At 59.5% G+C, this 26,647-nt stretch carries 32 protein-coding genes; 12 read left to right on the forward strand and 20 right to left on the reverse strand.

Translation table 11 applies throughout. The features are described from left to right. Positions 1–37: 37 nt before the first annotated feature. The 7 genes from NT131_07235 to NT131_07265 all read left to right on the forward strand — a co-directional run bounded on the left by NT131_07235 (position 38) and on the right by NT131_07265 (position 4,677). Entirely contained in the window at positions 38–580 is a 543-nt protein-coding gene (locus NT131_07235; GenBank protein ID MCX6651429.1) for a nicotinamide-nucleotide adenylyltransferase, read from the forward strand. Then, positions 567–1,031 carry a CinA family protein gene (locus tag NT131_07240; protein ID MCX6651430.1) on the forward strand — a complete coding sequence of 155 codons (465 nt, stop codon included), beginning with the start codon at positions 567–569 and terminating at the stop codon, positions 1,029–1,031. The genes NT131_07235 and NT131_07240 overlap by 14 nt, the downstream gene beginning before the upstream one ends. Before the next feature lie 117 nt (positions 1,032–1,148). After that, positions 1,149–1,664: a hypothetical protein gene (locus NT131_07245; protein ID MCX6651431.1), complete on the forward strand. Its 516-nt coding sequence runs from the start codon at positions 1,149–1,151 to the stop codon at positions 1,662–1,664. Between the two features lie 113 nt (positions 1,665–1,777). After that, positions 1,778–2,620, forward strand: a complete 843-nt coding sequence (locus tag NT131_07250; GenBank protein ID MCX6651432.1) for a hypothetical protein — start codon at positions 1,778–1,780, stop codon at positions 2,618–2,620. Between the two features lie 5 nt (positions 2,621–2,625). Next, positions 2,626–3,318: a KaiC domain-containing protein gene (locus NT131_07255; protein ID MCX6651433.1), complete on the forward strand. Its 693-nt coding sequence runs from the start codon at positions 2,626–2,628 to the stop codon at positions 3,316–3,318. Between the two features lie 36 nt (positions 3,319–3,354). After that, on the forward strand, positions 3,355–4,257 hold the full coding sequence (locus NT131_07260; GenBank protein ID MCX6651434.1) for a phosphoribosylaminoimidazolesuccinocarboxamide synthase: 903 nt from the start codon (positions 3,355–3,357) through the stop codon (positions 4,255–4,257). 114 nt (positions 4,258–4,371) lie between these two features. Beyond that, positions 4,372–4,677: a hypothetical protein gene (locus tag NT131_07265; GenBank protein ID MCX6651435.1), complete on the forward strand. Its 306-nt coding sequence runs from the start codon at positions 4,372–4,374 to the stop codon at positions 4,675–4,677. Between the two features lie 9 nt (positions 4,678–4,686). Here the strand turns inward: NT131_07265 and NT131_07270 are convergent, their stop codons facing one another. The 3 genes from NT131_07270 to NT131_07280 all read right to left on the reverse strand — a co-directional run bounded on the left by NT131_07270 (position 4,687) and on the right by NT131_07280 (position 7,046). Beyond that, a complete protein-coding gene (locus NT131_07270; protein MCX6651436.1) occupies positions 4,687–5,106 on the reverse strand; it encodes a UPF0179 family protein in 420 nt (139 codons plus the stop codon). 17 nt (positions 5,107–5,123) lie between these two features. Further along, positions 5,124–6,197, reverse strand: a complete 1,074-nt coding sequence (locus tag NT131_07275; GenBank protein ID MCX6651437.1) for an NAD(P)-dependent glycerol-1-phosphate dehydrogenase — start codon at positions 6,195–6,197, stop codon at positions 5,124–5,126. 78 nt (positions 6,198–6,275) lie between these two features. Next, complete coding sequence (locus NT131_07280) at positions 6,276–7,046, reverse strand: TIM barrel protein (protein MCX6651438.1); 771 nt, start codon at positions 7,044–7,046, stop codon at positions 6,276–6,278. A gap of 450 nt (positions 7,047–7,496) precedes the next feature. Here NT131_07280 and NT131_07285 point away from each other — a divergent pair, with 450 nt between their 5' ends. The 3 genes from NT131_07285 to NT131_07295 are packed head-to-tail and all read left to right on the forward strand — an operon-like array spanning position 7,497 to position 10,865. Then, positions 7,497–9,872, forward strand: coding sequence for a GAF domain-containing protein (locus NT131_07285; protein MCX6651439.1), 2,376 nt, complete (start codon positions 7,497–7,499; stop codon positions 9,870–9,872). Positions 9,873–9,912: 40 nt separating this feature from the next. Next, positions 9,913–10,290: a response regulator gene (locus tag NT131_07290; protein ID MCX6651440.1), complete on the forward strand. Its 378-nt coding sequence runs from the start codon at positions 9,913–9,915 to the stop codon at positions 10,288–10,290. Beyond that, on the forward strand, positions 10,287–10,865 hold the full coding sequence (locus tag NT131_07295) for a flavodoxin family protein (protein MCX6651441.1): 579 nt from the start codon (positions 10,287–10,289) through the stop codon (positions 10,863–10,865). Before NT131_07290 ends, NT131_07295 begins: the two co-directional genes overlap by 4 nt. On the opposite strand, the gene NT131_07300 is transcribed toward NT131_07295, so the two are convergent. The 4 genes from NT131_07300 to NT131_07315 form a co-directional block, all read right to left on the reverse strand. Then, complete coding sequence (locus tag NT131_07300; GenBank protein ID MCX6651442.1) at positions 10,849–11,601, reverse strand: PrsW family intramembrane metalloprotease; 753 nt, start codon at positions 11,599–11,601, stop codon at positions 10,849–10,851. The genes NT131_07295 and NT131_07300 overlap by 17 nt on opposite strands. Before the next feature lie 106 nt (positions 11,602–11,707). After that, entirely contained in the window at positions 11,708–12,718 is a 1,011-nt protein-coding gene (locus NT131_07305; protein ID MCX6651443.1) for a HisA/HisF-related TIM barrel protein, read from the reverse strand. 1 nt (position 12,719) lies between these two features. Then, on the reverse strand, positions 12,720–13,277 hold the full coding sequence (locus tag NT131_07310) for a flavodoxin family protein (GenBank protein ID MCX6651444.1): 558 nt from the start codon (positions 13,275–13,277) through the stop codon (positions 12,720–12,722). Positions 13,278–13,322: 45 nt separating this feature from the next. Beyond that, positions 13,323–13,721 carry a hypothetical protein gene (locus tag NT131_07315; protein MCX6651445.1) on the reverse strand — a complete coding sequence of 133 codons (399 nt, stop codon included), beginning with the start codon at positions 13,719–13,721 and terminating at the stop codon, positions 13,323–13,325. 353 nt (positions 13,722–14,074) lie between these two features. On the opposite strand from NT131_07315, the gene rfbD reads away from it, so the two are divergent. Further along, positions 14,075–14,965, forward strand: a complete 891-nt coding sequence (gene rfbD, locus NT131_07320; GenBank protein MCX6651446.1) for a dTDP-4-dehydrorhamnose reductase — start codon at positions 14,075–14,077, stop codon at positions 14,963–14,965. Between the two features lie 8 nt (positions 14,966–14,973). On the opposite strand, the gene NT131_07325 is transcribed toward rfbD, so the two are convergent. Beyond that, the gene (locus NT131_07325; protein ID MCX6651447.1) at positions 14,974–15,405 is read right to left on the reverse strand and encodes a hypothetical protein; all 432 of its coding nucleotides are present in this window, start codon (positions 15,403–15,405) and stop codon (positions 14,974–14,976) included. Between the two features lie 128 nt (positions 15,406–15,533). Between NT131_07325 and NT131_07330 the strand changes: the two genes are divergently transcribed. Then, a complete protein-coding gene (locus tag NT131_07330) occupies positions 15,534–16,976 on the forward strand; it encodes a hydrogenase iron-sulfur subunit (GenBank protein ID MCX6651448.1) in 1,443 nt (480 codons plus the stop codon). Between the two features lie 57 nt (positions 16,977–17,033). Here NT131_07330 and NT131_07335 read toward each other — a convergent pair whose 3' ends face one another. From NT131_07335 to NT131_07390, 12 genes are all read right to left on the reverse strand, one after another. Then, a complete protein-coding gene (locus tag NT131_07335) occupies positions 17,034–18,554 on the reverse strand; it encodes a cation acetate symporter (GenBank protein MCX6651449.1) in 1,521 nt (506 codons plus the stop codon). Next, entirely contained in the window at positions 18,555–19,277 is a 723-nt protein-coding gene (locus NT131_07340) for a universal stress protein (GenBank protein ID MCX6651450.1), read from the reverse strand. After that, positions 19,274–19,435, reverse strand: a complete 162-nt coding sequence (locus NT131_07345; protein MCX6651451.1) for a hypothetical protein — start codon at positions 19,433–19,435, stop codon at positions 19,274–19,276. The genes NT131_07340 and NT131_07345 overlap by 4 nt, the downstream gene beginning before the upstream one ends. Before the next feature lie 314 nt (positions 19,436–19,749). After that, positions 19,750–20,079, reverse strand: coding sequence for a hypothetical protein (locus NT131_07350; GenBank protein ID MCX6651452.1), 330 nt, complete (start codon positions 20,077–20,079; stop codon positions 19,750–19,752). 1 nt (position 20,080) lies between these two features. Continuing rightward, complete coding sequence (locus NT131_07355) at positions 20,081–20,917, reverse strand: Mrp/NBP35 family ATP-binding protein (GenBank protein ID MCX6651453.1); 837 nt, start codon at positions 20,915–20,917, stop codon at positions 20,081–20,083. Positions 20,918–20,928: 11 nt separating this feature from the next. Continuing rightward, the gene (locus NT131_07360) at positions 20,929–21,564 is read right to left on the reverse strand and encodes a helix-turn-helix domain-containing protein (GenBank protein ID MCX6651454.1); all 636 of its coding nucleotides are present in this window, start codon (positions 21,562–21,564) and stop codon (positions 20,929–20,931) included. 42 nt (positions 21,565–21,606) lie between these two features. Next, a complete protein-coding gene (gene wecB, locus NT131_07365) occupies positions 21,607–22,710 on the reverse strand; it encodes a UDP-N-acetylglucosamine 2-epimerase (non-hydrolyzing) (GenBank protein MCX6651455.1) in 1,104 nt (367 codons plus the stop codon). Further along, on the reverse strand, positions 22,695–23,504 hold the full coding sequence (locus NT131_07370; GenBank protein MCX6651456.1) for an ATP cone domain-containing protein: 810 nt from the start codon (positions 23,502–23,504) through the stop codon (positions 22,695–22,697). Before NT131_07370 ends, wecB begins: the two co-directional genes overlap by 16 nt. A 25-nt stretch (positions 23,505–23,529) precedes the next feature. Continuing rightward, positions 23,530–24,003, reverse strand: coding sequence for a hypothetical protein (locus tag NT131_07375; GenBank protein ID MCX6651457.1), 474 nt, complete (start codon positions 24,001–24,003; stop codon positions 23,530–23,532). Between the two features lie 113 nt (positions 24,004–24,116). Next, the gene (locus NT131_07380) at positions 24,117–25,334 is read right to left on the reverse strand and encodes a SufD family Fe-S cluster assembly protein (protein ID MCX6651458.1); all 1,218 of its coding nucleotides are present in this window, start codon (positions 25,332–25,334) and stop codon (positions 24,117–24,119) included. A 9-nt stretch (positions 25,335–25,343) separates the two neighbouring features. Beyond that, positions 25,344–26,108 (reverse strand): ABC transporter ATP-binding protein, encoded by a 765-nt coding sequence (locus tag NT131_07385; protein MCX6651459.1) that lies wholly within the window; start codon positions 26,106–26,108, stop codon positions 25,344–25,346. Positions 26,109–26,159: 51 nt separating this feature from the next. Then, complete coding sequence (locus NT131_07390; GenBank protein ID MCX6651460.1) at positions 26,160–26,585, reverse strand: VOC family protein; 426 nt, start codon at positions 26,583–26,585, stop codon at positions 26,160–26,162. Positions 26,586–26,647 lie beyond the last annotated feature (62 nt).

Raw genomic sequence — 26,647 nt, forward strand, 5'->3', positions numbered from 1 at the left:
AAGGGTTTTTATCGCTCCAACCGGATAGCGCCACGACATGAGCGACGTCAAATGCATGGACTGCCTGCTTATCGGCCGCTTCCAGCCCTTCCACAACGGGCACCTGGAGGTCGTGCGCAAGATCTCCCGGGAATGCGACGAGCTCATCATCGGCATAGGCAGCGCGCAGATCTCCCACACCCTGGACAATCCCTTCACCGCCGGTGAGAGACACCTCATGATCTCCCGCGCCCTGCGCGAGGAGGGCATAAGGGACTATTTCCTGGTGCCCATCGTGGACATCAACCAGTACGGCGTCTGGGTGTCCCACGTACGCTCCATGGTGCCCCCGTTCGAGAGGGTCTACACCAACAATCCCCTCACCAAGCGGCTGTTCTCCGAGGCCGGCTACGATGTCGTGGCCTCTCCCATGTTCAACCGGGAGCACTATTCGGGCACGGAGATAAGGAAGAGGATGATGTCCGGGGACGACTGGCGCCAGTTCGTTCCCGCGGCCGTGGCCGACGTGATCGATTCCATCGACGGCGTAAGGCGCATGAGAGACCTGGTCGGGCAGGGGGAAGGGGATGCTGGGGACTGAGGTGCTGGACAAGCTGAGGAAGGGGGGACTCACCATCGCCGTGGCCGAGTCCTGCACCGGCGGGCGCATCTGTGATCTGCTGACTAACGTTCCAGGCTGCTCCGATGTCTTCCGCGGCGGGGTGGTGGTCTACAGCGATGACTCCAAGAAGAACCTTCTCGGCGTCTCGCAGGTGACCATTAGGGAGCACGGAGCGGTCAGCCCGGAATGCGTCAAGGAGATGGTCGAAGGCGTGGTCAGGATATTCAACGCGGACATCGGCGTGGCCGTATCCGGCATCGCCGGACCGAGCGGGGGGACGGAGGACAAGCCGGTCGGTCTGGTCTACGTCGCCCTCTCCTACCAGGAGGAGCGCATCTTCTTCAAGATGGAGTTCGAAGGGAGCCGGGAGAGCATCAAGGAACAGGCCGCCAACGAATCCCTTCAGTTGGCCTTCGATTTCATCCCTTGACCTTGATATGGTACAGAAAGGCAAGATTATAAATCAGCAGGTAAATCATTTCTACCGTCCGCTCCTCCTGAACACCGAGGCCCGAAAGCCCTGCTTCAGGCTGGCAATGGGGTCCTCATGAAATTCCCGAACGCCCTGAAACCGATCATCCTGGCCGTGGCCATGTCCGCCATACTCATCTCCACGGCCTACTTCGCCGCCGGGGCCTTGCACGACCAGCTGGTCCCCCCGACCGAGGATGCCGTGGTCAGCGTGACCCTCGAGGAGATCGATACGAACGGTTTGGGCGGGACCATCGAGCACCCCCACCTCCCCCCGGAGGTCGTCAAAGGAGTGGAATATGACCTGGGGATCAAGGTGGTCGGCCTGGCCGAGGGGAACGGCGTCCGCGTCTTCTTCTCCATAACCCGCACCGGCATCTCCGTGGACGACGTGGAATGCTATTACTACGACACCATCAGCTCCTCCTGGAGGTCGCTGTACTTCGTGGACCAGGGCGATTCTCTCCGGGCCACGCTGGGACCGACGGCGGGAACGGACGTCTACGACGGGTACGAGAAGATGAACCGGCTGATCATCACTTTCGAGTTCGACGGGACCTGCGCGGTGGATTGCTGGGCGGACAGCGATTGAACGAGGGGTCGGCCGCCATTCCTTTTTAACCACAGTCCGGCGTGAACATTTACGATCCGTCCACAATAAAACTATATGGTCATATCTTAATGCACGCCAGGTAGGGTGCACGAATGGACGGCTCGGTCAAAAGGATCCCCAGTGGCGTCTCCGATTTTGATAGCATAATTAAAGGCGGAATTCCGGTCGGTTCGGTCATCCTCCTCATGGGGGACCTCGGCGCGGGGCAGCAGGAGTACGTTCTGACCTCGGCCGCCAAGCTGTCCCTGGTCAAGGAGAACCCCAGCTCGGGCGACTATTACCTTGGTCATCGGGTAGGGCAGAGGATGCTGCCCAAGAAGATCTGTTATGTGACCTTCGCCCGCTCCCAGGAGGATATATTGCAGGAGATCAAGACCTCTTTCAACCCCGATTTCTACGGGGCCTTCGAGAGGAACGTTGAGTTCAAGGATTTCTCCAAGCAGTACTTCCGCAACACCATGGTCCCGCGCAGCTGGACCGGGGAGACCTCCGAAGGGCTGTTCATCGATGACGGAGAGCAGAACACCCTCGAGGCGTTGGTCGATTACCTGGACAACAACGCCCACGACAGTATGGTCATCATCGATTCGCTGACCGACCTGGTGGTCAACACCGGCATCAACGAGATGGACATGGTGGCGGTCCTGCGGGGCATGCAGCGCATGGCCAAGCGCTGGAAGGGCGTCATCTACCTGTTGCTGACCAAGGACATCGTGGACACCAGGAAGGAGAAGTTGATCATGGACTCGGTGGACGGGGCGCTGGTCTTCGAGTGGTCCAAGTTCGTGCAGTCCTCCCGCCGCCAGAGGTACATGTACGTGGAGAAGTTCATGAGCATATTGCCGCACCTGGACAAGGAGCGCATCGCCAGATTCGCCACGGTGGTCACGGCGCAGGCCGGCCTGGTGATCATCGATACGGAAAGGGTAGGGTGATGGGAATGGACAAGGTCAAGACGGGAGTAAGCGGGCTGGACGAGATGCTGTACGGGGGGATACCCAAAGGTTCCACGGTGGTGGTCATGGGCTCCTTCGGTACCGGCAAGACCACCCTCGGCCTGCAGTTCCTGAACCAGGGGCTGCTGGAGGGAGAGAAGTGTATCTACATCACATTGGAGGAGGACAGGGAGTCCATCTTGGCCGACGCGGCCGCCCACGGTTGGGACCTGCAGGGGAAGATGGCGGCCAAGCAGATGGAGTTAGTGAAACTGGAGCCCACCGACGCCAAGGTCACCATCCAGAGAATAAAGAGCGAGCTGCCTGATTTCATCAAGAAGTTCGGAGCGTCGCGCATCGTCATCGATTCGGTCTCCCTGCTCAACTTGCTCTTCGACACCGATCATGAGAGGCGCAGCAATCTCTTCAATTTGGCCCAGATGGTCAAGAGGACCGGGGCCACGCTCATCATGACGGCGGAGGTCAAGGACGACAATCCCTTCGCCTCCAGGGACGGTCTCATCGAGTACGTGGCCGACGGCGTCATCTCGCTCCGCTACCTGGAGCTGCAGGACCGCCACGAGCTGCTGCTCTCCCTGCGCATAATCAAGATGCGCCGCACGGATCACTCGCGCAAGATCACCCCCTACTCCATCGGGGCCAAAGGGCTAGAAGTGCACGTTGGCTCGGAGTTCTAGGTAAGATTTATTCGCCGGTTCGCGTTAGCTGAAGCGATGAAGCTATTCCGCGTGGGCAAGGTCAAGAAGGTCTTCGAGGTCGACGACCGCACCCTGGAGTTCCAGTTCACCAACAACATCTCCGTCTTCGATAAGATCATTCCCACGGAGATACCGTACAAGGGGGAGGTGCTGTGCCGCACCTCTGCCTACTGGTTCAAACTGCTGGCCGATAATGGAGTACGTTCGGACTTCATCAAACTGACCGGGAAGGACAGGATGCTGGTCAAGCGCGTGGACGTCATCTCCGACTATTCCAAGCTGAACCACAGAACCACCAACTACCTGATCCCCCTGGAGCTCATCTGCCGCCACTACAACGCTGGCTCGCTCAACGACCGGGTGAAGGAAGGGAAGATTTCGATGGAGCAGCTGGGCTTCCCGAAAGGGCACCCGCTGAAGTACGGGGAGAAGCTGCCCCAAGCGTTCTTCGAAGCGACGACGAAACTGGAGGAGACCGACCGGAACCTGGACCGCGAGGAAGCGCTGCGCATCTCCGGGTTGACGGAAAAGGAGTACCAGGAGCTGTTCGCCGCCATCGCCAAGATCGACGATCTCATTGCCATACGGGCAAAAAAGGCCGGGCTCATCCACGTGGACGGCAAGAAGGAGTTCGCCTACGACGAGAAACGTCAGCTGATGATCGTGGACACCTTCGGCACCCTGGACGAGGACAGGTGGTGGGACGCCGCGGAGTACGAGAAGGGCAATTGCGTGGAGCTGAGCAAGGAGATGGTCCGCCAGCACTATCGCGAGACCGGCTATCACGAAGCTCTCTACAAGGCCAGGAAGGAGCACCGGCCGGAGCCGGACATTCCGGCTTTGCCGAAGGACGTCGCCGATAAGGTCAGCAAGCTCTACATAGACATGTACGAAAGGATGACCGGGGAAAGGTTCTAGCCCCTCCCTCCGTTCTTTCTTTTCAATTTCCGCCCTTGCCTTTTATTCACATCATGGAATGCCCCAATGTTTTTCTTCACATGAGGGCATAATGCCCGATGGTGGGGGTATCGCATGGTCTTGGAACAATACCAGAATGCCGAGAAAATCAAGATGTCCGAAAAGGATATACGGAAGTTCAAATTGTATCTCGTATGCTTCCTGGCCGCCCTGCTGGCCGGACTGACCATATGGTCTCTGGACGGGACGATAACATGGACCACCCGCGAAGGGAACTGGTACAGCAGCTGGGACGAGATTCACGTTTTTAAACCAGGCCCGGTGCTGCAAGGCTTATTTGCCTTCTCGACCGTGGGGTCCCTGTTCCTCTCCGTCCATATGTTGATCTCATACACATTGGACATGAGGAAAGGTGATTGAGCCTCGTAACTACTCGAAGACCACCTTGACAAGCCTTTTCCCCTCGGCGCACTCCAGGTCGCCCTCGATCTTGGCGATCCGGGCCTTGTGCCCCTTATCGATCCCCAACGGATGGCACAGACGGTAGTGGTCGCAGCCGATGTGGTCGCATTTGATCACCTCGTAGGTGATGGTGGTGCCTTCGAGAGCTCCTTTCTTGGCGATGGCGCCCTCCATGCTCTCCTTCTCCACCTTGACCACGCGGACCCCGTCCTCGTGCACCTTGCAATCGTGCTTCACGTCCCGCACCTCCACGATGCGGTACAACGCCCCGGCGTCCAAGTTGAAGCATACCCCCTTGAGCTTGCACTCCTTGCAATCCGTCAACGGTCCCAGGTAGATGAACTGCCCATCGACCTTGGCCTGTCTCTCCCCAATCACAGTGATCATGTCTCCGAGCCTCCAGCTTAGATGACCTTGGTGATGGTGGCGATGCGCTCGGCCGCTTCCCGGGTGAGCCCCATGCCCAATATGGTGAAGCGGTCCTTGCGTATCTGGTGAGCGGTCACCAGAGCCTCGATCACCTGCTCCGTGGTAACCCCCAGCTCCTTGGCCGAAGTGGGGGCCCCTATCTTCATCAGCGCCTCGCGGATGCGCATCCAATCGCCTCCGTGAAGGTACATCATCATTAAGCAGCCTACCCCGCACTGATCCCCGTGCAGCGCATTTCCCGGCGCTATGATGTCCAGAGCGTGCGAGAACATGTGTTCGCTGCCCGAGGTGGGTCGCGACGATCCGGCCACGCTCATGCTTATCCCGGAGATGATTATGGGGCGTATGGCCAGCCAAACGCTCTCCTCCAGGTTGGGCCGCATCAGATCGGCGTTCTCGATTATGGTCTGCGCAGTATAGCTGGCCAGCGCGTAGGCTGAACGGGAGAACTCCTCGTTGCGCAGTCGGCGGGCGAATTCCCAGTCCATCAGGGCGGTGGCGTTGCTTATGACGTCGGCGCACCCTGCGGCCAATAAGCGATATGGTGATTTTACGATGATGCCAGTATCGGCGATGACGGCCAACGGTACCTTGGCGTCGTGCGAGATCGGTCCGCTTCCGCTGCGTATGCTGGCGCGTCCGGACGCAATCCCGTCGTGAGAGGCGGACGTGGGTATAGATAGGAACTCCTTGGAAAGCCTGGCGGCGGTCATCTTGGCCAGGTCGATCTTGGAACCGCCGCCGACGCCCAGCAGGAAGTTGGCGTGGCAGGCCTTGGCGGCTTCCTCCACCTTCTGCAGGTTGTCGTTGTTGGCCTCGCCGACGCTGATCACCTGCACCTCATAACCATTGTCCTGAAGGCCATCGCGGACCAGGTTGCCGGCGACCTTCATGGTGCGTTCCCCGGTGACGATGAGAGCGGTGCCACTAAGCCCGAAGTCCCGACACGAAACGGGTACAGTGCCTATGACGTCATGGCCCACAAGAACTTGCCTTGGAAAAAGCATCGAGCGAGCCTTGGTGAAATCTCCATCGTCCAATCCAAGCACCCTGATATCGTCTATTATCTCGATACCTCTTTTTCAAGTTATCGGTTTGTCGGAGAACCAGTGGTCTGCTGGACCCGTTCACTGGCCACGTACGCGGCGCAAGGCCTCGCGGAAACCGGCCCCGCCGTCCAGATGCCCGTCCCATATCTCCAGCAGGACCGGTAGGCCATGCAGGTACGGGAGGAAGGCCATGTCGACCTCGCCTTCGCCTATCATGACCCCTTCCACGTCCGGCCTTCGGGCGTCGGAAAGGTGCACGTGGCGCACCGCCTCCCCCAGCTCCTTGAACATCGCCAATACGTTAGCGTTCCCGTCCCTCTCCACCCCCAGATAGGCGTGGGACACGTCCACGGTGAAACCGGCCACCAGGTCCTCCACCTCCTTCATCTCCGCTGGGGTGCGCATCAGGCTGGAGCGCAGCTTCCGCCCGCGGTAATGGTAATGCAGGGGCATGTTCTCCAGCCAGATGTAGTCCGGAAGGAGCTCCAGGGAGGAGCGGAGCAAAGGCAGCAGGGTCGAGGCGTCCATGGCCGCCTCGCTCACCCCGCCGGGGTGCACCACCACCGGTCGGGCGGTATCCTGGCCGGCCTTGGTCACTTCCCTGATGCGCCTGACGCTGTCCTCCCGGGTCTTGGGATCGGTAGATGACAGGTCCAGGAAGCGGCCGTCGGGTAGGTCCTCGGGGGCGTGCAATATAAGCTCGCCGTCGAAGCCGTCACAGAAGCTGACCACCTGGGAGAAGTCGTCCTGGGGAAGGACCAAAAGCTCCAGGAAGTCCACCTTCAGGGCGGAAATGACCCGGTGATCACGCAGAGTGGCCATGGCGCCCAGCCGCATGGGGGAGCTCATGACCGTGAATGGCTGGATACGTAGATAAAAGGAAGGTGGGAGAAAAAAGAGGCCCGCCAAGGACGCAAGGTGGAAATTTACTATCCTTTAGGAGGAGAATAGTAGGGGGTGTCCTTGTTCGGGCGCTCTTTAGGCTGGGAATCAAGATATAGTATTTAAGGATATCGATTCATATGAGCACATTCGTGAAATATTTGTATTCATTTCAAAAAATTATGTATAACCTTAACTGGAATGAAAAATATATAACGAAATCGTAAAGCTGCCCACGACTCTAACGAGTTTCGAATATTCCTATCATACCCATTTCTTGGCGGCGGCCTTCGCCGCGCTCCCGGTTCCGCCTAAACGACCTTAATAGGCAAGGATTAATTAATCGACTACGGATAATCTCATGGGATGCATAGGGGTGCATGAATTAAAATGAGTCCGGGTGAAGGGAAGGCTGCCATGGCAGGGAACGTCGGACAGACGCTGATATGCACCCTGGACCGCTTTGGGCGGCTCAAGTATTACAATCGCACCGTAGAATCATTGCTGGCCACCGACGAGTCCCGCCTGGTAGGCAACCCCTTGGTCTCCCTACTGGAGAATGGATGTTCCGGAGAAGTGGAGGCGGCGCTGCAGGAGTGCCTGAGCGGGCGCAGCACCCGGGAGCGGCTGACCATGACGCTCGGCCAGTCCCAGTTCTCCATATCCATGACCCCGGTCAAGGAGAGGGAGGAGATCGTGGGCGTGAGCCTGGTGGGCTTCCTCATGGGCGACGATCGGCGCGAACTCACCCTGGACATGGTGATGGAAGTGCTCCAGGACCACGACCTTTTAGTGATGATGTACTCCCGCGAGGGGGACATCCGTCAGAGCAACACCCCGTTCCAGCGCTTCCTGGAGGTCGACCGCGACATCCTGGAAGGTCAGGACCTCTCCTTCATCCTGCACGGCGAGGAGGAGGACCGCAGGAAGCTGGTCAAGGCCCTGGTCCAACCGGAGCTGCCCTCCTTCATCACCCTGCCCATGCGGGTGCAGGGCCGGCCGGCCAAGCTCACTTGGTCCCTGCATCCCTTCCAGTCCGAGGGAAAGGACCTGGTCCTGGCCGTGGCCAGCATGCCCTTGCTGCGCCGCGGAGCGGATGGTTCCGGGGCGGAGTCCCTGATGTTCCTGGCCGAGACCTCCACCCAGCTCATCTCCAAGGAGAACCCCAACGAGGTGCTGCAGGGCGAGCTGGACAACCTGCTGCAGCGCGAGGGGCTGGACTTCGCCGTGCTGCGACTTCTGGGCTGGGACGGCCGACCGCAGCTGTTCTGCTCGGGCATCGATTTCAAGAAGGCTCGGGAGCTGTTCGAGACCCAGGTGGGCGATTCCACGCTGGCGGTCCACATGGCCAAGGGCGAGAACTGCACCGTCTCCGCCCTGAACCAGGATGCCAACTTCAACGCCAATTCCATCGGGTTCCAATCGCTGGTCTGCCTGCCCCTGAGGTTCCGCGGGGACTTCGTGGGCGCCGGACTGTTCGGCAAGAAGGAACCGGTGGAGAACCTGGAGACCAGGAAGCTCACGCTGCAGGTCTTCTCCAACCAGATCACCATGATCTACTTCTATTCACTGCTCAACCAGCACTATATCCGGATAGGGGCGGAGTTCCAGACCATGTTCGAGATCTCCCGCCTGGTCTCCAGCACCCTGGACTACAAGGAGGTGCTGGACATCATTCTGACGAAGGCCAAAGAGCTGGTGCAGTACGACAACTGCATAATCTTCGGATTCGATCACGGTGGAACCCAGCTTACCCCCCTTAGGTACATGGTACGGTACGAGGTGGACCCCAAGGCCCTGATCGTGAAGGTCGGCGAGGGCATCACCGGCATGGTGGCCAGCACCGGCAAGGGCACCCTGGTGGAGAGAGCCGACCTGGACGAGAGGGCCAAGCAGGTGGACGGGACCCCGGAGGAGCCGTCCTCGCTCATCAGCGTCCCTCTGAAGATAGGCGATGAGATGCTGGGCGTGATGACGTTGGAAAAGGTGCCGGGAAAGCCGTTCACCCAGGAGGAGTACAACCTCATCGAGCTCTTCTCCGTGCACGCGGCCATGGCCCTGAAGAACTCCGGGAGCTTCATGGACATAAAGTCCAAGGTGTCCATGCAGAAGATGTACAACATACTGCTGACCCACGACGTGGCCAATTACAACGTCCCCATACACGGCTTCCTGGAGATGCTGATAAAGGACCCCAAGCTGGACGAGAGGCAGCGGCGCTACGTGAAGAGCTCGCTGGTCCAATCGCAGAACATCTCCAACCTGATCACCGACGTTCGCAAGCTGTGGAACATCATGGAATCGGAGAGCGCCGTGGAGCTGGGCCCGGTGGACATCCTGCCGCTGCTGCACGACATCGTCAAGGAGATTAAGTCGTCCTCCCTCTACTCGGACATACCCCTCGAGCTGATCTATCCCGAGGGTCAGGCCATGGTCTGGGCCGACAGCCTGGTCAAGGACGTCTTCTTCAACGTCATAAACAATTCCCAGAAGTTCGGAGAGCAGAAGAAGGTGGACGTGTGCGTCCGTCCGGACAAGATCGGCGAGGTCAACTACTGGCGGGTGGAGGTGCGCGACCAGGGGAAGGGCATCCCCGACGAGCGCAAGCCGCTCCTGTTCCAGCGCTTCGAGAACCTGGACACCAGTATGGCCGCGGAGGGGCACGGCCTTGGGCTGTCGGTGGTGAAGGCGCTGATCGACCGATATCAGGGCCGGGTTTGGGTGGAGGACCGTATAAACGGAGATCCAACCAAGGGCTCGGTCTTCGTTATCATGTTGCTAAAAGCTGAATAACCTATTTATTGTAGGGAATAATAAGCGTACGAGGATTCCGATGGGTGGTAAGGTAAAGCTGTCTGTGCTCATGATCGAGGACAATTCCGACCACGTCGACCTATGCCGGGAGCACTTGCCATCGGACGAGTTCGAGGTGTCGGTGGCCCGCAACGGCGCCGAGGCCTTGGCATACATCAAGAAGATGCCTTACGACGTGATCCTTCTGGATTACCTTCTTCCGGACACCAACGGCATGGACCTGCTGCCCCGCATACGCGAGTTCCAGCCCAACGCCAGCATCCTTTTCGTGAGCGCGTTGGACGATCCGGACCTCAGCTATCAGGCCATTAGGTCCGAGGCCTCCGACTACGTGATCAAGGGCTTCGGCTACTTCCGCAGCCTGCCGGATCGCATCAGGGAGTCGCTGGAGAAATGAGCCTGTTGGTGCTGGGCCTGAACGGCTCGCCGCGCCGCCACGGCAACTCCGAGACGCTTTTAAGCGAGGCGCTCAAGGGAGCGGAGGAGGCCGGCGCCAACACCCTCCAGTTCAATTTGGCCTTCATGGAGATATCGTCCTGCGAGGCCTGCGAGGAATGCTTCACCGACGGGGAGTGCATCGTCCTAGACGAGATGTGCCGCCTGTACGACACCTTAGAGGCGGCGGACGCGGTCATCGTCGCCAGCCCCATCTACTTCTCCGGCATGAGCGCCCAGACCAAGACGGCAGTGGACCGCTGCCAGGCCCTCTGGGCCCGCCGGACGGTGCTGAAGGTCCCCCGAAAGCCCGGAGTCGGGGCCATCATACTGTCGGCCGCCCAGCCTCAGGCCAAGTTCGAGAACGCCGTGTCGGAGCTGAGGGCGTTCATGATCGGCATCGGCGTCCGGCCGGTGAGCATACTCACCGTCCCTGGACTAAGTAAGAAAGGCTCGGCGGCGGAACGTCCCGAGGCGCTCTCCTCCGCCCGCTCCCTCGGGCAAGAGCTGGTGCGGGCGCTCACTGCTGATCCATAGAGCGCACGCTGCGCCGCAGCCACAGGAACATGCCGATGACCAGCACCGAGGCCGCCGCCAGCCCGATAAAGGGCACCGCCTCGTGGTCCCAGACCTCTCCGGCCACGGCGAAGCCGTTGAACAGGGCGTGCAGCAGCACCGCGGCCAAGTAGTACGGGAGCCAGCTGGCATCGATGTGCCTTGCGCCCAACAGATACTTGCGGGCGATGCCGTAGCCCAGCACGGCCGAGGCCGAGGCGTGCAGCAAGGTGGACGCCACCGCCCTGGTCAACGCGGTCGCCAGAAATACATCGAAGCCGCTCAGCAAGGCGCTGCTGTTGTAGAACACGTTCTCCATGGCCGCGAAGCCCAGTCCCACCGCCGCCCCGTAGATGAATCCGTCCTCCGGTTCGCGGATGCGGTGCCGGATGGCGATGACGCCCCATCCCTTGGTCCATTCTTCCACCAGGGGGGCGATGACCACCGACAGCAGGACGATCTCCAGGGTGGGGTCGTACGCTTCGAAGGACCAGAACCCCTCGGAGAAGATGGAGCCGGGGGAGTAGATGAGCTCGATGGCCACGCTCTCCAGCACCACGGCGGCGATGATGGAGACGATCATCCCGAAGAGGTAGACGGAGAGCACCTGCCCCCATCTCTCCCGGTTGTACCGCTCCGAGTTGCGGATCCATATCAGATAGATCAGCGATGGCACGATGGCGGCCAGCAGGACGACGGCCAGTTCCCAGAGCTCCATTCGGCACCTGGTCAGATAAGTCATCTGACGGCATATCAATCTGCTGTTCAGGATATAGGTGGAACCATGCCCCATAAAAGGGCTTGGATATGATCCGATCCACAGATCAGGCGTCCGTGCCCAGGCCGCGGGGGCTCTCCCGTTTTACGGTCGTGGGCAGCGGCCGTTCCTCCTCGGTCGGCCGTTCGGAGATGATCAGGTCCTTCAGCACCGGGGTGAAGGGGTCGATAAGCCCTCCGACCGCCCCCAGAAGCTTGAGCGCTGGCAGGTCGGTCTCCCGCACGCCTCCTCCGAAGACGATCTCCACCTCGCTCTTTATCGCCTCCGCCGCCAGCTCCGCGTCGAAGCCCTGACCGGCGCCTAGGCGCCTCAGGTCCAGCACGGCTACCTTTTCGAATCCCAGGTCATCGAGCAGCTTCAACGAATCCTTCAACGAAGTGAAGCGGAAGCGCTGAGAGCCCCAGCGCACCTCCCCGTCGAAATACAGCAGGGGAACGCTATGGTCGGACAGCTCGATGACCTCTTCCAGCATCTTCAGGGAACTGCAGGTCAGGCTCCCGATCATCGCGTTCTGTGCGCCGAGGGTGAAGGCGTCGAAGATGTCCTGCACGTCACGCACCCCCATCTCCAGCCAGACGGAGTACTTGCGCTTCATCAGCTGCTTCAGGGCCTCGAAGTTGGGGCGGGCGCGCTCCATCCCGGAGAGGTCCATCAGCAGGACGTCCTCGGCGCCGTAGCGCTTGGACCCCACCGCCTTCCAATAGGCGTTGAAGGAGACCCCCGGCGACATCTCCCATTCACCCTTCCAACGCAGCTCCACCACCTGGGCCACCTGCACCAGCGGCAGGTCCAGCAGCGGGATGTTGAACAGGCTCCAGGTGTCCACCGGGACGATGGGGATGTGCAGGAAGTCCTTCCCGGCCGTCTCGGTGCCAGCGATGAAGTCCTTGCGCTCCTGTTCGCCCTCGAACCCCAGCGGCACCAGCTCCCGCCCGCAATCCAGGCAGACATAGCTGCCGTCCTGGTTGTCCAGGGCGGCCATAGGTCCGCCCACCAGTATCTTGGGGGTCACGCGGCGCGATCCGCAGTACTGGCAGGCAACGATATTCTCGGTCATCTCAATCATCGGGGAAGATGAACTGTTCCAGCTCCTTGAGCGTCTCCTGCGCGTAGAAGTTGTCCTTGAGGTTCACCAGGGTCTTCATGCCTGGCACCACGAAGGTCTTGACCTCCTCGAACCCGAGGTCTATGTTCAAGAGCTTGTGGTAACGGTTGTGCATGTAGCCGTAGATCACATGCCCGTCGATTAGCCCGCAGGTGAACAGGGCGGCGGCCCTCCGACCTGGCTTTTCGCTCTTCTTCGACATAAGATAATAAAGGCGGTCCACGAAGCATTTGGTTAGGCCCGTCTCCACGCCCATGTAAATGGGCGAGCCAATAATCAGCACGTCGGCGTTCTGGATCAGGGCGTACGCCTCCTTCATGTCGTCGTCCTTGACGCACTCCCCGCCCGCGTCGCAGCGGTAGCATCCATCGCAATCCTGGATCTCCTTGTCCAGAAGCTCGTAGTAGGTGACCTCTGCCCCCCGGTCCCTGGCCTTCTTGGCCAGTTCCTTGAGCATGGTTCCGGTGTTCCCCTCCGGCCGGGGACTTCCATTGACCAATACTATCCTCATGCTACCCTCCGGTGGGGATAGCGGATGTTGAACATAATCCTTACCTCAGTCCTCGTAGCTGATGCCCTTGCCCGGGCGGATGATCAAGGATAGCATCAATCCAACGAAGCAGAACGCCGCACTTACGATCCAGCTCATGATGTAGCCTTCCTCGTTTGTGTTCTCCGCGATGTAGAACGGATTGATTACGACCAGCACCGTGTACCCGGACATGACCGCCGCGGCCATCACCGGGCCGATGGACCCGACAATGATGCGGAACAGGGAGTTCATGCCCGAGACCACGCCGAAGTCCTTCTGAGGGGCGACCATGCCCACAACGTTGATGAAGGAGACCATGGCCAAGCCCATGCCCTGGACGCCCATGGAGATCCAGATCATCCAATCCTTGCTGTGCCAGAGTATGAGCATAGCTATGCCGATGGTGAAAAGAGCCATGCCCAAGGCCAGCACCCGGTCCGCGCCGTAGCGCTTGGACCAGACAACGGCCGCCGGAGCGAAGAACCATCTGGCATGAAATAGAATATATAAATATAGACCGTTGGTCAGAGTCCAACAGGAATCATTATCTCACAACAATAATTCCTATTAGAATCCATGGACCAACTGGCCTGTGCATTTAAAAAATATTAAATAAATTAAATTATGAAAAATAATTATATATGAAGCTCAGCTTGCGCACATTGACCTCTTCTCTCAATCTTTTCATGGTATCTATGGAGTTTTTTTGTAGCTAACGGACCGATATCCGATCTGTCATCGCTAACTCTTTTTTAGCGCATCGGAATATAGGTGGCATGCGCAAGGTGTTGGTCGTGGGCGCCGCCGGTCTCCTGGGGCAATATCTCATGTCCTCAGGGAGAGAGGCAGGCCTGCAGATGTCAGGCACTTACAACGAGACGGTCCCCCAAGACACTAGAAACCTTATCCACATGGACATGACCGACCGCGGTTCGGTGGTCCAGGGACTTCGAGCGACCGCTCCGGACGCGGTGGTAATCTCCGCGGCCATGACCAACGTGGACCAGTGCGAGAGGGAGCCGTCCAAGGCCTACGCGGTGAACATGGAGGGGACGTTCAACGTCGCCGCCGAATGTCAGGCCGCTGGTGTTAGGATGATCTACATATCCACCGACTATGTCTTCAACGGCCTGAAGAAAGGACGGTACCACGAGCACGAAGCCCCGGACCCATCGAGCGTTTACGCCCGCAGCAAGCTGGAAGGGGAAAGGGTGACCCTTGACGCCAACCCGGAAAATCTGATTTGCCGGGTCTCGGTGGTCTACGGCTGGAACCGTCTGGGGTCCAAGGGCAATTTCGTCACCTGGATCATCAGCTCCATCCGGGAGGGGAAGCCCATACGCCTCTATCACGACCAGTTCGTCTCCCCCACCTACGCCCCGGCGGCGGCCCGGGACATTATAGAACTGGCTGGTAAGAACGCCGTAGGCGTCTATCACACCAGCGGTCCGGACTGCCTGAGCCGCTACGACATCGGCCTGAAGGTGGCCGAGGCCTTCGACCTCGATCAAGGTCTCATTTTCCCGGTCAGCACCGCGGAGATGCCACTACTGGCCGTCCGACCGCCCCGTTCGTGCCTGTCCGTGGACAAGGCCGAGGCCCTGCTCGACCGGCCCATGGTTGGGATCAACGAAGGGCTCATCGATATGAGAAAGAACGCCCCCTGAAGGGTCTTCTACTCACTGCCAATGCGCTCCAGGCATTGCTGGACCTTGTCCGACATGGGGCCTTCGCCGGACTCGTCCTCCAATAATTGATAGTAGACCAGCGCCAGGCGGTAATTGCCCATCTCGAAGTGCTGTTCGGCCTTGAGGGCGGCAACGCTCTCGGCCTCCTCCCGGGACATGGGGCGCAGGAAGTTGAAGATGCCCTGCTCCACCTCCACGTCATGCCGGAAGGTCTCCTGGAGGAAGTTCATTATCTTCACCAGCTCGGCGAACTTCCACTGGCGCATAAGGCGCTTGCGCGCCTCATACATGGTGTTCAGGATGCGCCGCCGGTTCAATCCCAGTCCCAGGTTATCCAGGAAGATGTCGGCATAGTCGTCGATGATGAAGAGCGCCTGCTCTTCCACCTCCATGCCGTCGAAGTCCTCCTTCTTGATCAACCACATTCCCCCCGTTATCAAAGCTGAATTGCCCGACCACCATATCTCTTTCGGCAATTGAACGTTTCCCCGGGTGCAACCCAAATATCAGTGATTATTACCGTTCAAGGCCGAGCGCAACCACGAACATGACATTCGAGAACCTGGCCAAGGCCTTTGTAGACGAGAGCCAAGCCTGTAACCGATATTCCTTCTATAACATGGCCGAAGGCTACGAGCACGTGGGTACTGAACCGCCGGAGAAGTGCCCCCTGCGACCACTCCCGCTCCTGCTTCAAGAGGCGCTGCGAAACCTATTGAGGCGGGGCGACCCGCAAATCCCTTCATTATTATGGTGCCTTCGGGGAAATCTTAATAATAATGGACCTTGGCTTTTGTACCTCCAAGAGCGCACCGCAGAGGAGGATTCACCGATGGCCAAGGGTTCACAAAAGATGGGCGTGTACATTTGTAATTGTGGTGGGAACATCGAGAACAGCCTGGACACCCAGAGGCTCCAGGCAGTGGCGAGCCATCTGGAGAAGGTTGTGTACGTCTCCAGCGTCAACTTCGCCTGCTCCCCCGAGACCAGGAAGAAGATGGCCGAGGACGTCCAAGCCCACAATCTGGACCGGGTCCTGATCGCCGCCTGTTCCCCCAAGCTCTACCTCAAGGAGTTCCAGGAGGTCCTGGAGGCCGCGGACCGCAAGGGCTGCATGCTGGAGATGTGCAATCTGCGCGAGCAGTGCGCCTGGATACATTTCAACGACCGGGAGGCGGCCACGGCCAAGGCCGAGGACATGCTGAAGATGTCCCACGCCCGTCTCATGCTGCAGGCGGACACCGAGAAAGCGAACGTCTCCCAGGTCAACAAGATGCGCTGCACCGGTTGCGGCATCTGTGAATCGGTATGTAACTTCAACGCCGTGCACGTGTCCCCGGACAAGGAGTACGGGGGATCGCGCAAGGCCTTCGTGAACGTCAACGCCTGCGAGGGTTGCGGGGCCTGCGTGGCCGCCTGCCCCACCGCCGCCCTGGACCAGACCTGCTTCTCCAACGCCCAGGTGGTGTCCCAGATCGAGACCTTCCTCAAGGACACCAAGATGGGCTTCCCCAAGGTAGTGGTCTTCTCCTGCCATTGGTGCTCCTACACCGCGGCGGACACCGCCGGACTGAAGCGCCTGGCCATGGACCCCCACTTCTGCGTGGTGCGCACGATGTGCTCGGCCCGGGTGGACCCGGAATGGATACTGAAGGCCCTATCCAAGGGCGCGGACGGAGTCCTGGTGCTGGCCGGGCACCCCGGCCGCTGTCACTACGAGATTGGTAACCTGCGCACCAGGAAGAGGATGACCCTGCTGCACAACTATCTCGACCAGATGGGCTTTGACCCCGACCGCTTCCGCATCGATTACGTGGATTCGGAAGAGATAGAGGGGTACGTGAAGGCGATCAACGACTACGTGGGCAAGGTCAGGTCGCTGGGGCCCAACCCCATCGACCCCCACACCCGCATATCGCCCAAGCGCCTCGAGATGCCCTGGCTGGACATAAAGCCGGAGAAGAGATGGGATGAGGGGCTGAAGCTCTAAACCCTTTAATTCTAATCATAAAAAAAACCGAAGGAAAAGGTTTCACGGGGCGCCAGCTCACACCGGGTTCGGTGCCTTCACCTCCTGCTTCTTCTTGTCCAGCAGCGACACCCCTATGGTGGTGGCGAAGCCCACCGGGATGCTCACAATGCCCGGGTTGTTCAGGGTGAATATGGGGTCGCTCATCACCGTGGGGCTGAGCAAGATCAGCAGTATTGACAGCCCCAGGCCGACGAATATGCCGGCCACGATGCCCCGTTCCGTCGCTCCTTTCCAAAACAGGGTGCAGATCAGCGCCGGGATGTTGGCCGAAGCGGCAATGGCAAACGCCAGTCCCACCAGGAAGGCCACGTTCCATCCCTCGGACAGTATGCCCAGGACGATGGCTATGATTCCCACGCCCACCGCGGTGAGCTTGGAGACGCGCAGCGCCGACTTCTCTGTGCTCTTCTTGCCCAGTATCTCGGTGTACAGGTCGTGGGCTATGGCGCCGGCGGCGGCCATGATCAGCCCGGACACCGTCCCCAGGATTGTGGCGAACGCTATCGAGGCGATGATGGCGAAGAATATCTCCCCTCCGGCGAAGTTGGCCAGGGTCGGCGCGGACAGGTTGCTGTCATTTATCAGGAACTTCCCCTGCCCGGCGAAGTAGTTCGCTCCGAGGCCCAGGAACAGGGTCAGGATGTAGAACACCCCGATGGCGATGATGGCCACCACGGTCGACTTGCGGGCGTCGGACGGCTTGGGCACGGTGTAGTAACGGATGAGGATGTGCGGCAGCGCGGCCGTCCCTAATATTAACGCTAACGCTAACGAGGCGTAGTCCAGGGGATTCTTGAACTTCAGCCCGGGGGACATGAACACGTCCCCGGAGTAGGCCGGATAGACGCCCGTCGAGGGATTGGCCGCTCCATTGTTCAGGAAGTTCTGGATCAGTTCCAGGGGACCCATTCCCGCTATTATGAGCACCGCTATCACGAGGCCCAGCGCGGCGACCAGCAGCAGCGTGCCTTTGATGAACTGCACCCAGGTGGTCGAGACCATGCCGGCGGTAGCGGTGATGAGTATCACTATACCGCCTACAATGACCACGCCCCAGGCGTACGGAAGTCCGATCAGCGGCTGGACGATCGTGCCAGCCCCTACCATCTGCGGTATGAGGTAGAACACGCTCACGACCAGGGTGGAGATGGCCGCGGCAAGCCGAACGCGCTTGCTCTTGAACTTGTGCACCAGGGCGTCGGCGAAGGTGTACTTGCCCATCACCCGTAACGGTTCAGCGATCAGGAACAGGGCGACGATCCAGCCGGCCAGGAACCCTATGCCGTACATGAAGCCGTCGAATCCGCTGAAGGCGATCATGCCGGCCACCCCCAGGAAGGAGGCGGCGCTGAGATAGTCGCCGGCGAACGCGATACCGTTCACGAACCACTTCACCCCTCCCCCGGCCACGTAGTAATGGCCGGCGGTCCTGACTCGGCGAGAGAAGTATATGGATATGGTCAGGGTGGCGGCGGTTATGAGCAGGAACAGGGCGAAAGCGATGGGCTTGAAGCTGTTGTCCAGTACGGCGGCCATCTACTGCCCCTCCTTCTCTACCTTCACCGCGTAGTAGTTGAAGGTCACGGCCATGACGATGGCCATGACGATCACGACCAATCCCATGATGATGCCGAGGTTGAGGCCCAGCATGCGCTCCTTGAGGATGTCCCGACCGAACGTGCCTAGGATGGTGAACGCGGCGTAGAATATGGTGTAGATGCTGAACAGCACCAGCCCCACCATGAACTTGCGGGAGTGGATGATCAATGACAGGGCATCCTTCTCCTCCACCACTAGGGCAGGCTTGGTAAGCGCCAGGGCCTCCTCCATCTCCTCTTCGGTGGGTTTTACGATGTACACCGAGACCTTGGCCTTCCTGGTCACGGCCTCGGCCACGTTCCCCAGGTACAGACCGGATAGTCCATGGGGGTTGGAGCTGCCCATGACGATCATGCTGACCTCGGCCTCCTCGGAGGCCTTTAGGATCTCGCCGGTGACCGCTCCCTCCTTTTCCAGGACCTCGGTCTTCAGACCGGCCTCCTCGGCCAGCCTCAGGGCGAAGGCCACGCCGTCGACCCCGGTGCCGCCGCGCGTGCCGACGTCCTCGCTGACATGCTCGATATACAAGGATGCGTCCTGCTCGATGACCCGGAGGATTATGAGCGTGGCTCCCCGGTCCTTGGCGATGCGCACCGCCGTTCGCGTGGCCACCAGTGCCGGCAAGGAGCCGTTGGTGGGCAACAGGATGCGGTGGTTCACCAGAACACCTCGGTGTCCATGTGATCGTTCACAAACGACCTCGCGCCCTGATAGATGGGCGGAAGCTCCCCTTCCCTCCCCCGTCCTTCTGACTGTCCGGGGGCGGCGCCCGCGGGATGGCGCCGAACGTCCTCGCGTGGATGGGATCTGACATCCATGGACGGAATCTACTTTCAGATCAATATTTAATATTATGTGAAAATTCTACGAATATCTAAGATAATAAGTTAATAAAATGTAAAATTTGCAGTAATATTACGATAATCATCAATAATAGTCTTACAAAATATATGAAAATCGTGACTTGTCGATTTTCTGACCGTGCTATTGAATAGCAATGTACCGCGACCAGTATATAATAATCTCGATTCTCCTTCGTAGAACTACGAATCGAATAATAGAAAAAAATCGTCGTCCGCCGTAGAAGATTGATTCCGTTAAGCACCAAGGTTGCCGGTGGAAACGGCCCTGCTCATTTCTTCATGTGACGGCGGATGTATCCTTCCACGGCGTCCCGCACAGTGCCTTCCTCGTCCATTATCATCTTGATGCCCAGGCTCTCCATCTTTCGCTTGCCGTGCTCTCCAGCGTAGCCGGTGAGGACGGCGTCGGGCTTGAGCTTCCCCACGTTCTCCGCGGTCATGATCCCGTGGCCGACGTCGGTGTACTTCTTGGGGTTGTCGTGCACCTCCACCTCCCAGGTCTCCGGATCGATGATGAGCAGGTAATGGGCGTGGCCGAAATCCTCCTCCACCAGGTCGTCGAGGGTCGGCCCCTCCGCGGTCACGCAGAGACGGACCATCTCAACTTCCCCCGTTCACCTTGTCCAGCAGCCGGTCCACCATGTCGTGGAAGGCCTTGGCGGCCGGGTTCTCCCCCTTCAGCACAATGGGCGTCCCATCGTCCCCGCCCAGCACCACGTCAGGGTCCAGAGGCACGCGTCCCAGGAACGGCACTCCCATCTCCGCCGCCGCCTTCTCCCCACCGCCCCTCTTGAACAGGTCGATGTTCTGGTGGCAGTGCGGGCAGATCAGCCCGCTCATGTTCTCTACCACGCCCAGCACGGGCATCTTCAGCGCCTGGGCGAAGGTGACCGTTTTGCGGGAGTCAAGCAAGGCTACGTCCTGCGGCGTGGTGACGATGATGGCGCCATCGGCGTCCTCTATAAGCTGGGCTATAGTCAACGGCTCGTCCCCGGTTCCCGGGGGCAGGTCAACGATCAGGAAGTCCAGGTTGCCCCACTTCACCTCGGCGATGAACTGCCGCAGCGCGCCCATCTTGATCGGGCCGCGCCACACGACCGGAGTGTCGCGGTCCTGCAGCAGGAAGGCCATGGACATGACCTTCATGTGCGGGGGGACCAACACCGGCATCAGCCCGTTCTCGTCGGACATGACCTCCCCGTCCTCGATGTGCAGCATCTTGGGGATGTTCGGCCCGTGGATGTCCGCGTCGAGGATGCCGACCTCGTAACCGCGCATAGCGAGAGCAGTAGCGATGTTCACCGCCACGGTGCTCTTCCCTACGCCACCCTTGCCGGACATGACAATTATCTTATGCTTTATCTTGGCCAGGGATTTCTTTAGTCGGTAGTCCTTTTCGTCCATGGTCTTGACTTCTATCTGGTCTGAATCTTCCATTTTTATCGTCCTCACATCTTGGTCCGGAAGTACTCCCGGATGATGTTGCGCTCCCCACGTTGCAGTATCTCGCCCATGGTGGAAGCGGTAACCCCGAAGCTGCTAGCCATTTCCTGTAAGGTTACATTCCGGGGATAATCGTAATAGCCCCTCTCCAGGGCGCTTCGCACGGCCAGCTCCTGCCTCTTGGTCACGAAGCTGCTGTCGTCCACCTTCTTCTTGGAGAGGAGCTTGGTGGTGCAGCCGGCGTCCGCCAGCTCTTTTATGAGCTGACCGAGGGCCTCCTCGCGGGTGGCGATGACACGCCATTCGACCAGCCCACCGCCCTTGGTCTTGGCGCTGCGGAGGTAGCAGTCGGAGCGCAGGATGGCCTTGCAGGCCCGGCATTTGGTGAGCAGCGCCACGCCGCGGACCTTTCCGTCCTCGGTCACCGACGCCTCCCACTTGCACACGTCCGGATGTTTCTCGATGGCCCGGGAGACTATCTGCTGCATCTCCGGGTCATCGCACTCCAGCTCCACGAAGGAACGGGCGCCCTTGTCCCCGAAGGGTATGCAGTCAAGGATGCGGACCGGGACATCGAAGTTAGCCGATATATCATGGACCCATCCGTCAGGGATGTCCACTTCCAGCACCGCCTCGATCATGTTCTAGCCTCGGACCGCCAAAAGCGCCAGGTATAGAAAAGGTTACGCTTCCGTCCTTCTGAACTCCCGACATATCCGCACGATACGGGCCCCCGCCCCTTCCTCACCGAGGGGACACGGCCAGCCGCGTTCCGCGCCCATCATCCTACGGGTGCCTTCAAGTATCTTTTCGGGATCGCTGCCGACCACGATGTTGGCCCCTACCTGCACTGTTTCCGGCCGCTCGGTGTTGTCACGCAAGGTGACACAGGGAACCCCTAAGATGCAGCATTCTTCCTGCACCCCTCCCGAATCCGTCAAGGCCAGGGCGGCGCTGCCTTCCACCTGCAGGAACTCCAGAAAGCCCAGGGGGTTCACCTCCCGCACTCCGGGAGGGAGCTTGAGCGCGAAGGCCTGCAGGCTCTTTTTGGTGCGGGGGTGCATGGGCCAGACGATCTCCATATTCGTCTCCCGGGCCACCGCCCCCAGGCCTTTCAGGATGTTCTCCATGCGCAGGGCGGAATCCACGTTCTCCTGACGGTGCAGGGTGGTCAACATGAACCTGCCCCGGCCTAGTCCGAGGGCCTTAAGGGCGTCGTCCTTCTTCACGGCCAGCCTGAGGTTCTCGCGTACCGCGTCCACGATGGTGTTCCCGGTGATGTGGACCCTTTCCTCCGGAAGCCCCTCGGCCCTCAGGTTCTGGGCCGAGACGGCGGTGGGGGCGAAGAGCAAGGTGGACACGTGGTCGGTCATGACCCGATTGACCTCCTCGGGCATGGTGCGGTTGAATGAGCGCAGCCCGGCCTCCACATGGCCCACCGGGATGTCCAGCTTGACCGCGGCCAAGGCCCCGGCCAGGACAGTGTTGGTGTCTCCCTGGACCAGCACCATGTCCGGGCGATGTTCCAGGTAATGCTTCTCCAAGCCCATGAGCATCTTGCCGGTCTGCGCCCCATGGGCTCCGGACCCCACCTCGAGGTTAACGGTCGGCTCCGGCAGCTTCAGGTCGCGGAAGAAGACCCGGTCCATGTCGTAAGAATAATGCTGGCCGGTGTGCACCAGATCGAACTCGTCCCCGGTGCGCTGCAGCTCCCGGATAATGGGAGACATCTTTACGATCTCCGGTCTGGTCCCCAGGACCACGCAGAACCTCATCGCTCCACGCATCTCCGGAACTCCTCAGTCTTCCTTATTATGCGCTCCCCGGTCTCCCGGGGGAACAGCGCCAGCACCTCCGCCTTTCTCTCCAGGATGTCCCGGCAGATGATGAAATCGTGGCTCAGCAAGGTCCGCTGCTCTCCCCTCTTGATGTCCAGTATGGTTATGGGATAGATCATGATCCCCTCCACCAGCTTCTCCAACCCCTTGGTCTCAGAGCACTTCCAACAGATCGTCCTCATGCCCACGCACTTGGCGTAGCAGACTACCTCGCTAGAGAACTTGGTGTTGGTCACCAACCAGGGGACGGTGATGCCATTGACATCCTTGAGGTCCTGGAAACGCCCCCATGTGTACAAGGCATCCTGTATTGTGGACTTGGTGCCCAAGGTGTTATGGAACTTGCACTCCACCATGCCCTTGACCCCGTCCTTGTAGATGACCAGGTCCACCTCGTGGGTGACGCAGCGTCCCTTCAGTATCTGGCGCACCTCAACCGTGTATCCTAGCTCGCGGAACACCCGGGCCACGAAGGTCTCGAAGGGGTGACCGTCCGGTCCCAGGAGCATGATGGCCTTCTTAAGGGAGAACCGTGTCGCCTGGCATGGGGGGAGCTGCGCCCTGATCTTACGGTACAGCTCCTCGGTGGTAATGCCGTCATACAAATGGGGCTGGATGGATTCCAGGATCTTCTCCGCCTCCGCCTGCGAGGTGCCGACGCGGAGGATGGCGTTGATGGCCTTACGGGAATCGAACTCCTCGACCTTCCCGGACCTTTTGACCACGTGCATGGCTAAGGTCATGGTGCTTAGCGATTAATCAACCTTCCTAATCGAAGGAAAGCGCCTCGTCCTCGGCCATGAGCGGTTCGATGATCTTGAAGCCCTGCTCTCGGACGGCAAGCTCGGTCGGAGGCAGGAGGTCCCGACGGAACTCCTCGGTCACCCCGTTCTTCCAGGTTATAGAGATATGCATGATGCTGTTCTTCATGTCCAGCACCAACTCCTTCATCACCGAGGTGTAGACCGCCGCCCGCCCCCGGCCGGTGGTGCGGCCCGAGCCGCAGCAGGCGATGAGCCCCAGGCTCTCCATCTGATAGACTATCTTGTAGCAGGTGGCCGCCGGCAGGTTCACCACCGGGACCATCTCCGACACCATGAGGCAGCGCTTGGAGGTCGCCCCCAGGATGTAAAGGACGACCGGATCGATCATGAAGGTGGCGATCTCCTTGCGGTCCACCCTCCTCATCCGGTCCAAGGCGTCGTACACCGCCGCCTCGATCTCTAACGAACTCTTACCCACTTCTTACTCCCCGGGGGCAAATGGCCATGAAGTATGTTAATACTTTTACCAGATGGCCCGATATCAGTTCAATCGTTAATAAAAAGTAATGACAGGAAAGTGTTTTTTTTGGATCACATGCCCCGGACGTTGGTCTCCTGCAGCGTCTTGTCGATCTCCGCCTTCAGGTGCTCCGGTATGCCCCTTATACCCACGTCCAGGAAGCCGCGGACGATCATGCCCACCGCCTCCTCCTCGCTCAATCCCCGGGACATGAGGTACTCCACCTGGTCCTGGGCGATCTTGCCGACCGCGGCCTCATGGGTCATCTCCACGTCCGGGACCCGGGCCTCCAGCTCGGGTATGGCGATCTGTACTCCCTTGTCGTTGAGGATCAGGCCCTTGCACTCCAGGTGGGCCTTGATGCCCGGGGCGTTCCCTATCAACTGCCCGCGGGCGATGACCGTGCCGCCGGTCGTTATGGTGCGGGAGATGAGCTCGGCCTTGCACCCGGAGGCGTTCAGTATGGCCCTCGAGCCCAGGTCCAAGGTGCTGCCCGGATGAGCCACTCCGACGGAGTTGAAACGGCAGACACCGTTCTTCCCGTTCATGTTGGCCGTCGGGTACATCTGGATTGATTTAACTGGTTTGAGCGCTACATAGTTGTTGATATACGTCGCCCCTTCGTCCATTTGTACGATGGTGCGCGGGCGCACGCCGACGAACTCCGACCAGTTGTGGATCATGGTGAACGTCAGCTTGCAGTTCTTCTTCAGGAAGAACTCGGAGATGCCCATATGGAGCCCTTTTTCCACGGCTTTGGAGGTGGCGCAGCCGGTGATGACCTCGAACTCCGACCCTTCCTCAGCGATGATTATATTGTGCACGTACTGTTTCGTATTGCGGTTTTTGAGCAGGAGGCAGGTCTGCACTGGCAGCTGGACCTTGGAACCCGGAAGCGCCCGGATGAAGTACCCATCAGCGTTCGCCAGGTACGTCTCCGCGGTGTATTTGTCGGTGTCCGGCGGCACGGCCTTCCATATGTAGTCCTTGAGCCAATCGTGCACCTTCAGGGCCTGGGACAGGGGCATCAGCTCTACGCCCGCTCCCATGGTGGTCGAGTGGACCACGGTGTTGTCCATCAGCAGAAAGTTGCCAGAGCGGCCTTGCTTCGTGGGCACGATACCGGTGTCCAACATGGTCTGCTTGATATCCTTGGAGAGGTCCTCGAACGAATCCGACGTGGCCAGGTCCTTGCTGCCTTCCTCGTACTCCTCCAGGTTGATATCCTCACCGAACTTCGCCGCTTTATGAAGGGCTTCCTTGGCCCTCTTCTCTTGGTCAGTGGTCATAGGAATCCCTCAGAGGTTCTCCGTGACATTGGGCCGCTTGAGCTTGCAGCGGATGCATTCGTTATATCCCATCTTGCGGATCTCCGCCAACAGCTCGCGGGGATTGCCGGAACAGGCCACCGTACCGTCGCACATGACGTAGCCGCGGTCCGCCTCCACGTAGTCCAATATCTGACCAGTGTGGGTAATTATCAACGCCGCCTTGCCGCTCTTCTCCCGCCATCCGGCGCAGTGCGACGGTCCTAGCAACAGATCGTGCACCTTGGCCCCCAGCTTCTCTATGGAGACCATGTCCACTCCGCTCTCCGGCTCGTCCAACAGGATGAGGCAGGGGCTCTGGGTCGTAAGCTGCAATATCTCGGAGCGCTTGATCTCCCCGCCGGAGAAGCCCACGTTCACGTCCCTCTCCAGGAACCTGGTCATGTCCAGCTCCTCCGCCAGGACGTTCGAGTCCAGGTTACCTTTGTTGGTGACCTTTATCAGGTCCTTCAGTCTGACCCCGGTAAGGTTAGGAGGGCGCTGCATCATCATGCCGATGCCGCGCTTGGCCCTCTCGTTCACCGGCAAATGGGTGATGTCTTCGCCGTTGAGCAAGATGCTCCCGCTCTTTACCTTGTAACCGGAAAAGCCCATGATGGTCATGAGCAAGGTGGACTTGCCTGAGCCGTTGGGGCCGAAGAGTACGGTCGTGTAACCGGTCATGACGTTCAGCGAAAGGTCATGTAAGATCTCCTTTCCGCCAACCTCCACGGTCAGGTTCTTTATCTCCAGCATGTGATCAACCTGCATAGCGATTGTTACTATCCCATATTAATGGTTGCCGAATCATCGGCGGTAACGGTCGGGGTGTTCCATCACCGTCAGCTCGTTGCCGTCCTCGTCCAGGAAGACCGCCAACAGTCCGCCCCACTCCTGCTTCGTGGGCTTGAGCTTGAACTCCACGCCTTGATCCACCAGCTCCCGGTGCAGATCGTACATGCTGTCACAGGAGAAGACCACTCCGGTGGGGCCTCCTGGCTGGCGTTTCTCCTCCTTCCCCGGGACGTACAAGGCGACCTTCCCCAACGGTTCGGACGGGCCCAGCTCGGCCCAGTTCCCGTCCCGGCGACGCAGTTCCAGACCCAGGGCTTCCATGTAAAAGTCCAGCGCGGCGTCCATGTCCGAGACCGGGACGGCCGCCATCCATACCTTGGTCAGCCGGCCCTTCTGATGCAATGGCTCATTGTCGCCCATGGGGTCGCCGATAGGCATGCCCGTTCCATCGTGGCCTGAATATTTAATCGTAACCGCGGAGGACCGGGAAACTAGATAAT

It is taken from the genome of Methanomassiliicoccales archaeon, from assembly GCA_026394395.1.
Classification (GTDB): domain Archaea; phylum Thermoplasmatota; class Thermoplasmata; order Methanomassiliicoccales; family UBA472; genus UBA472.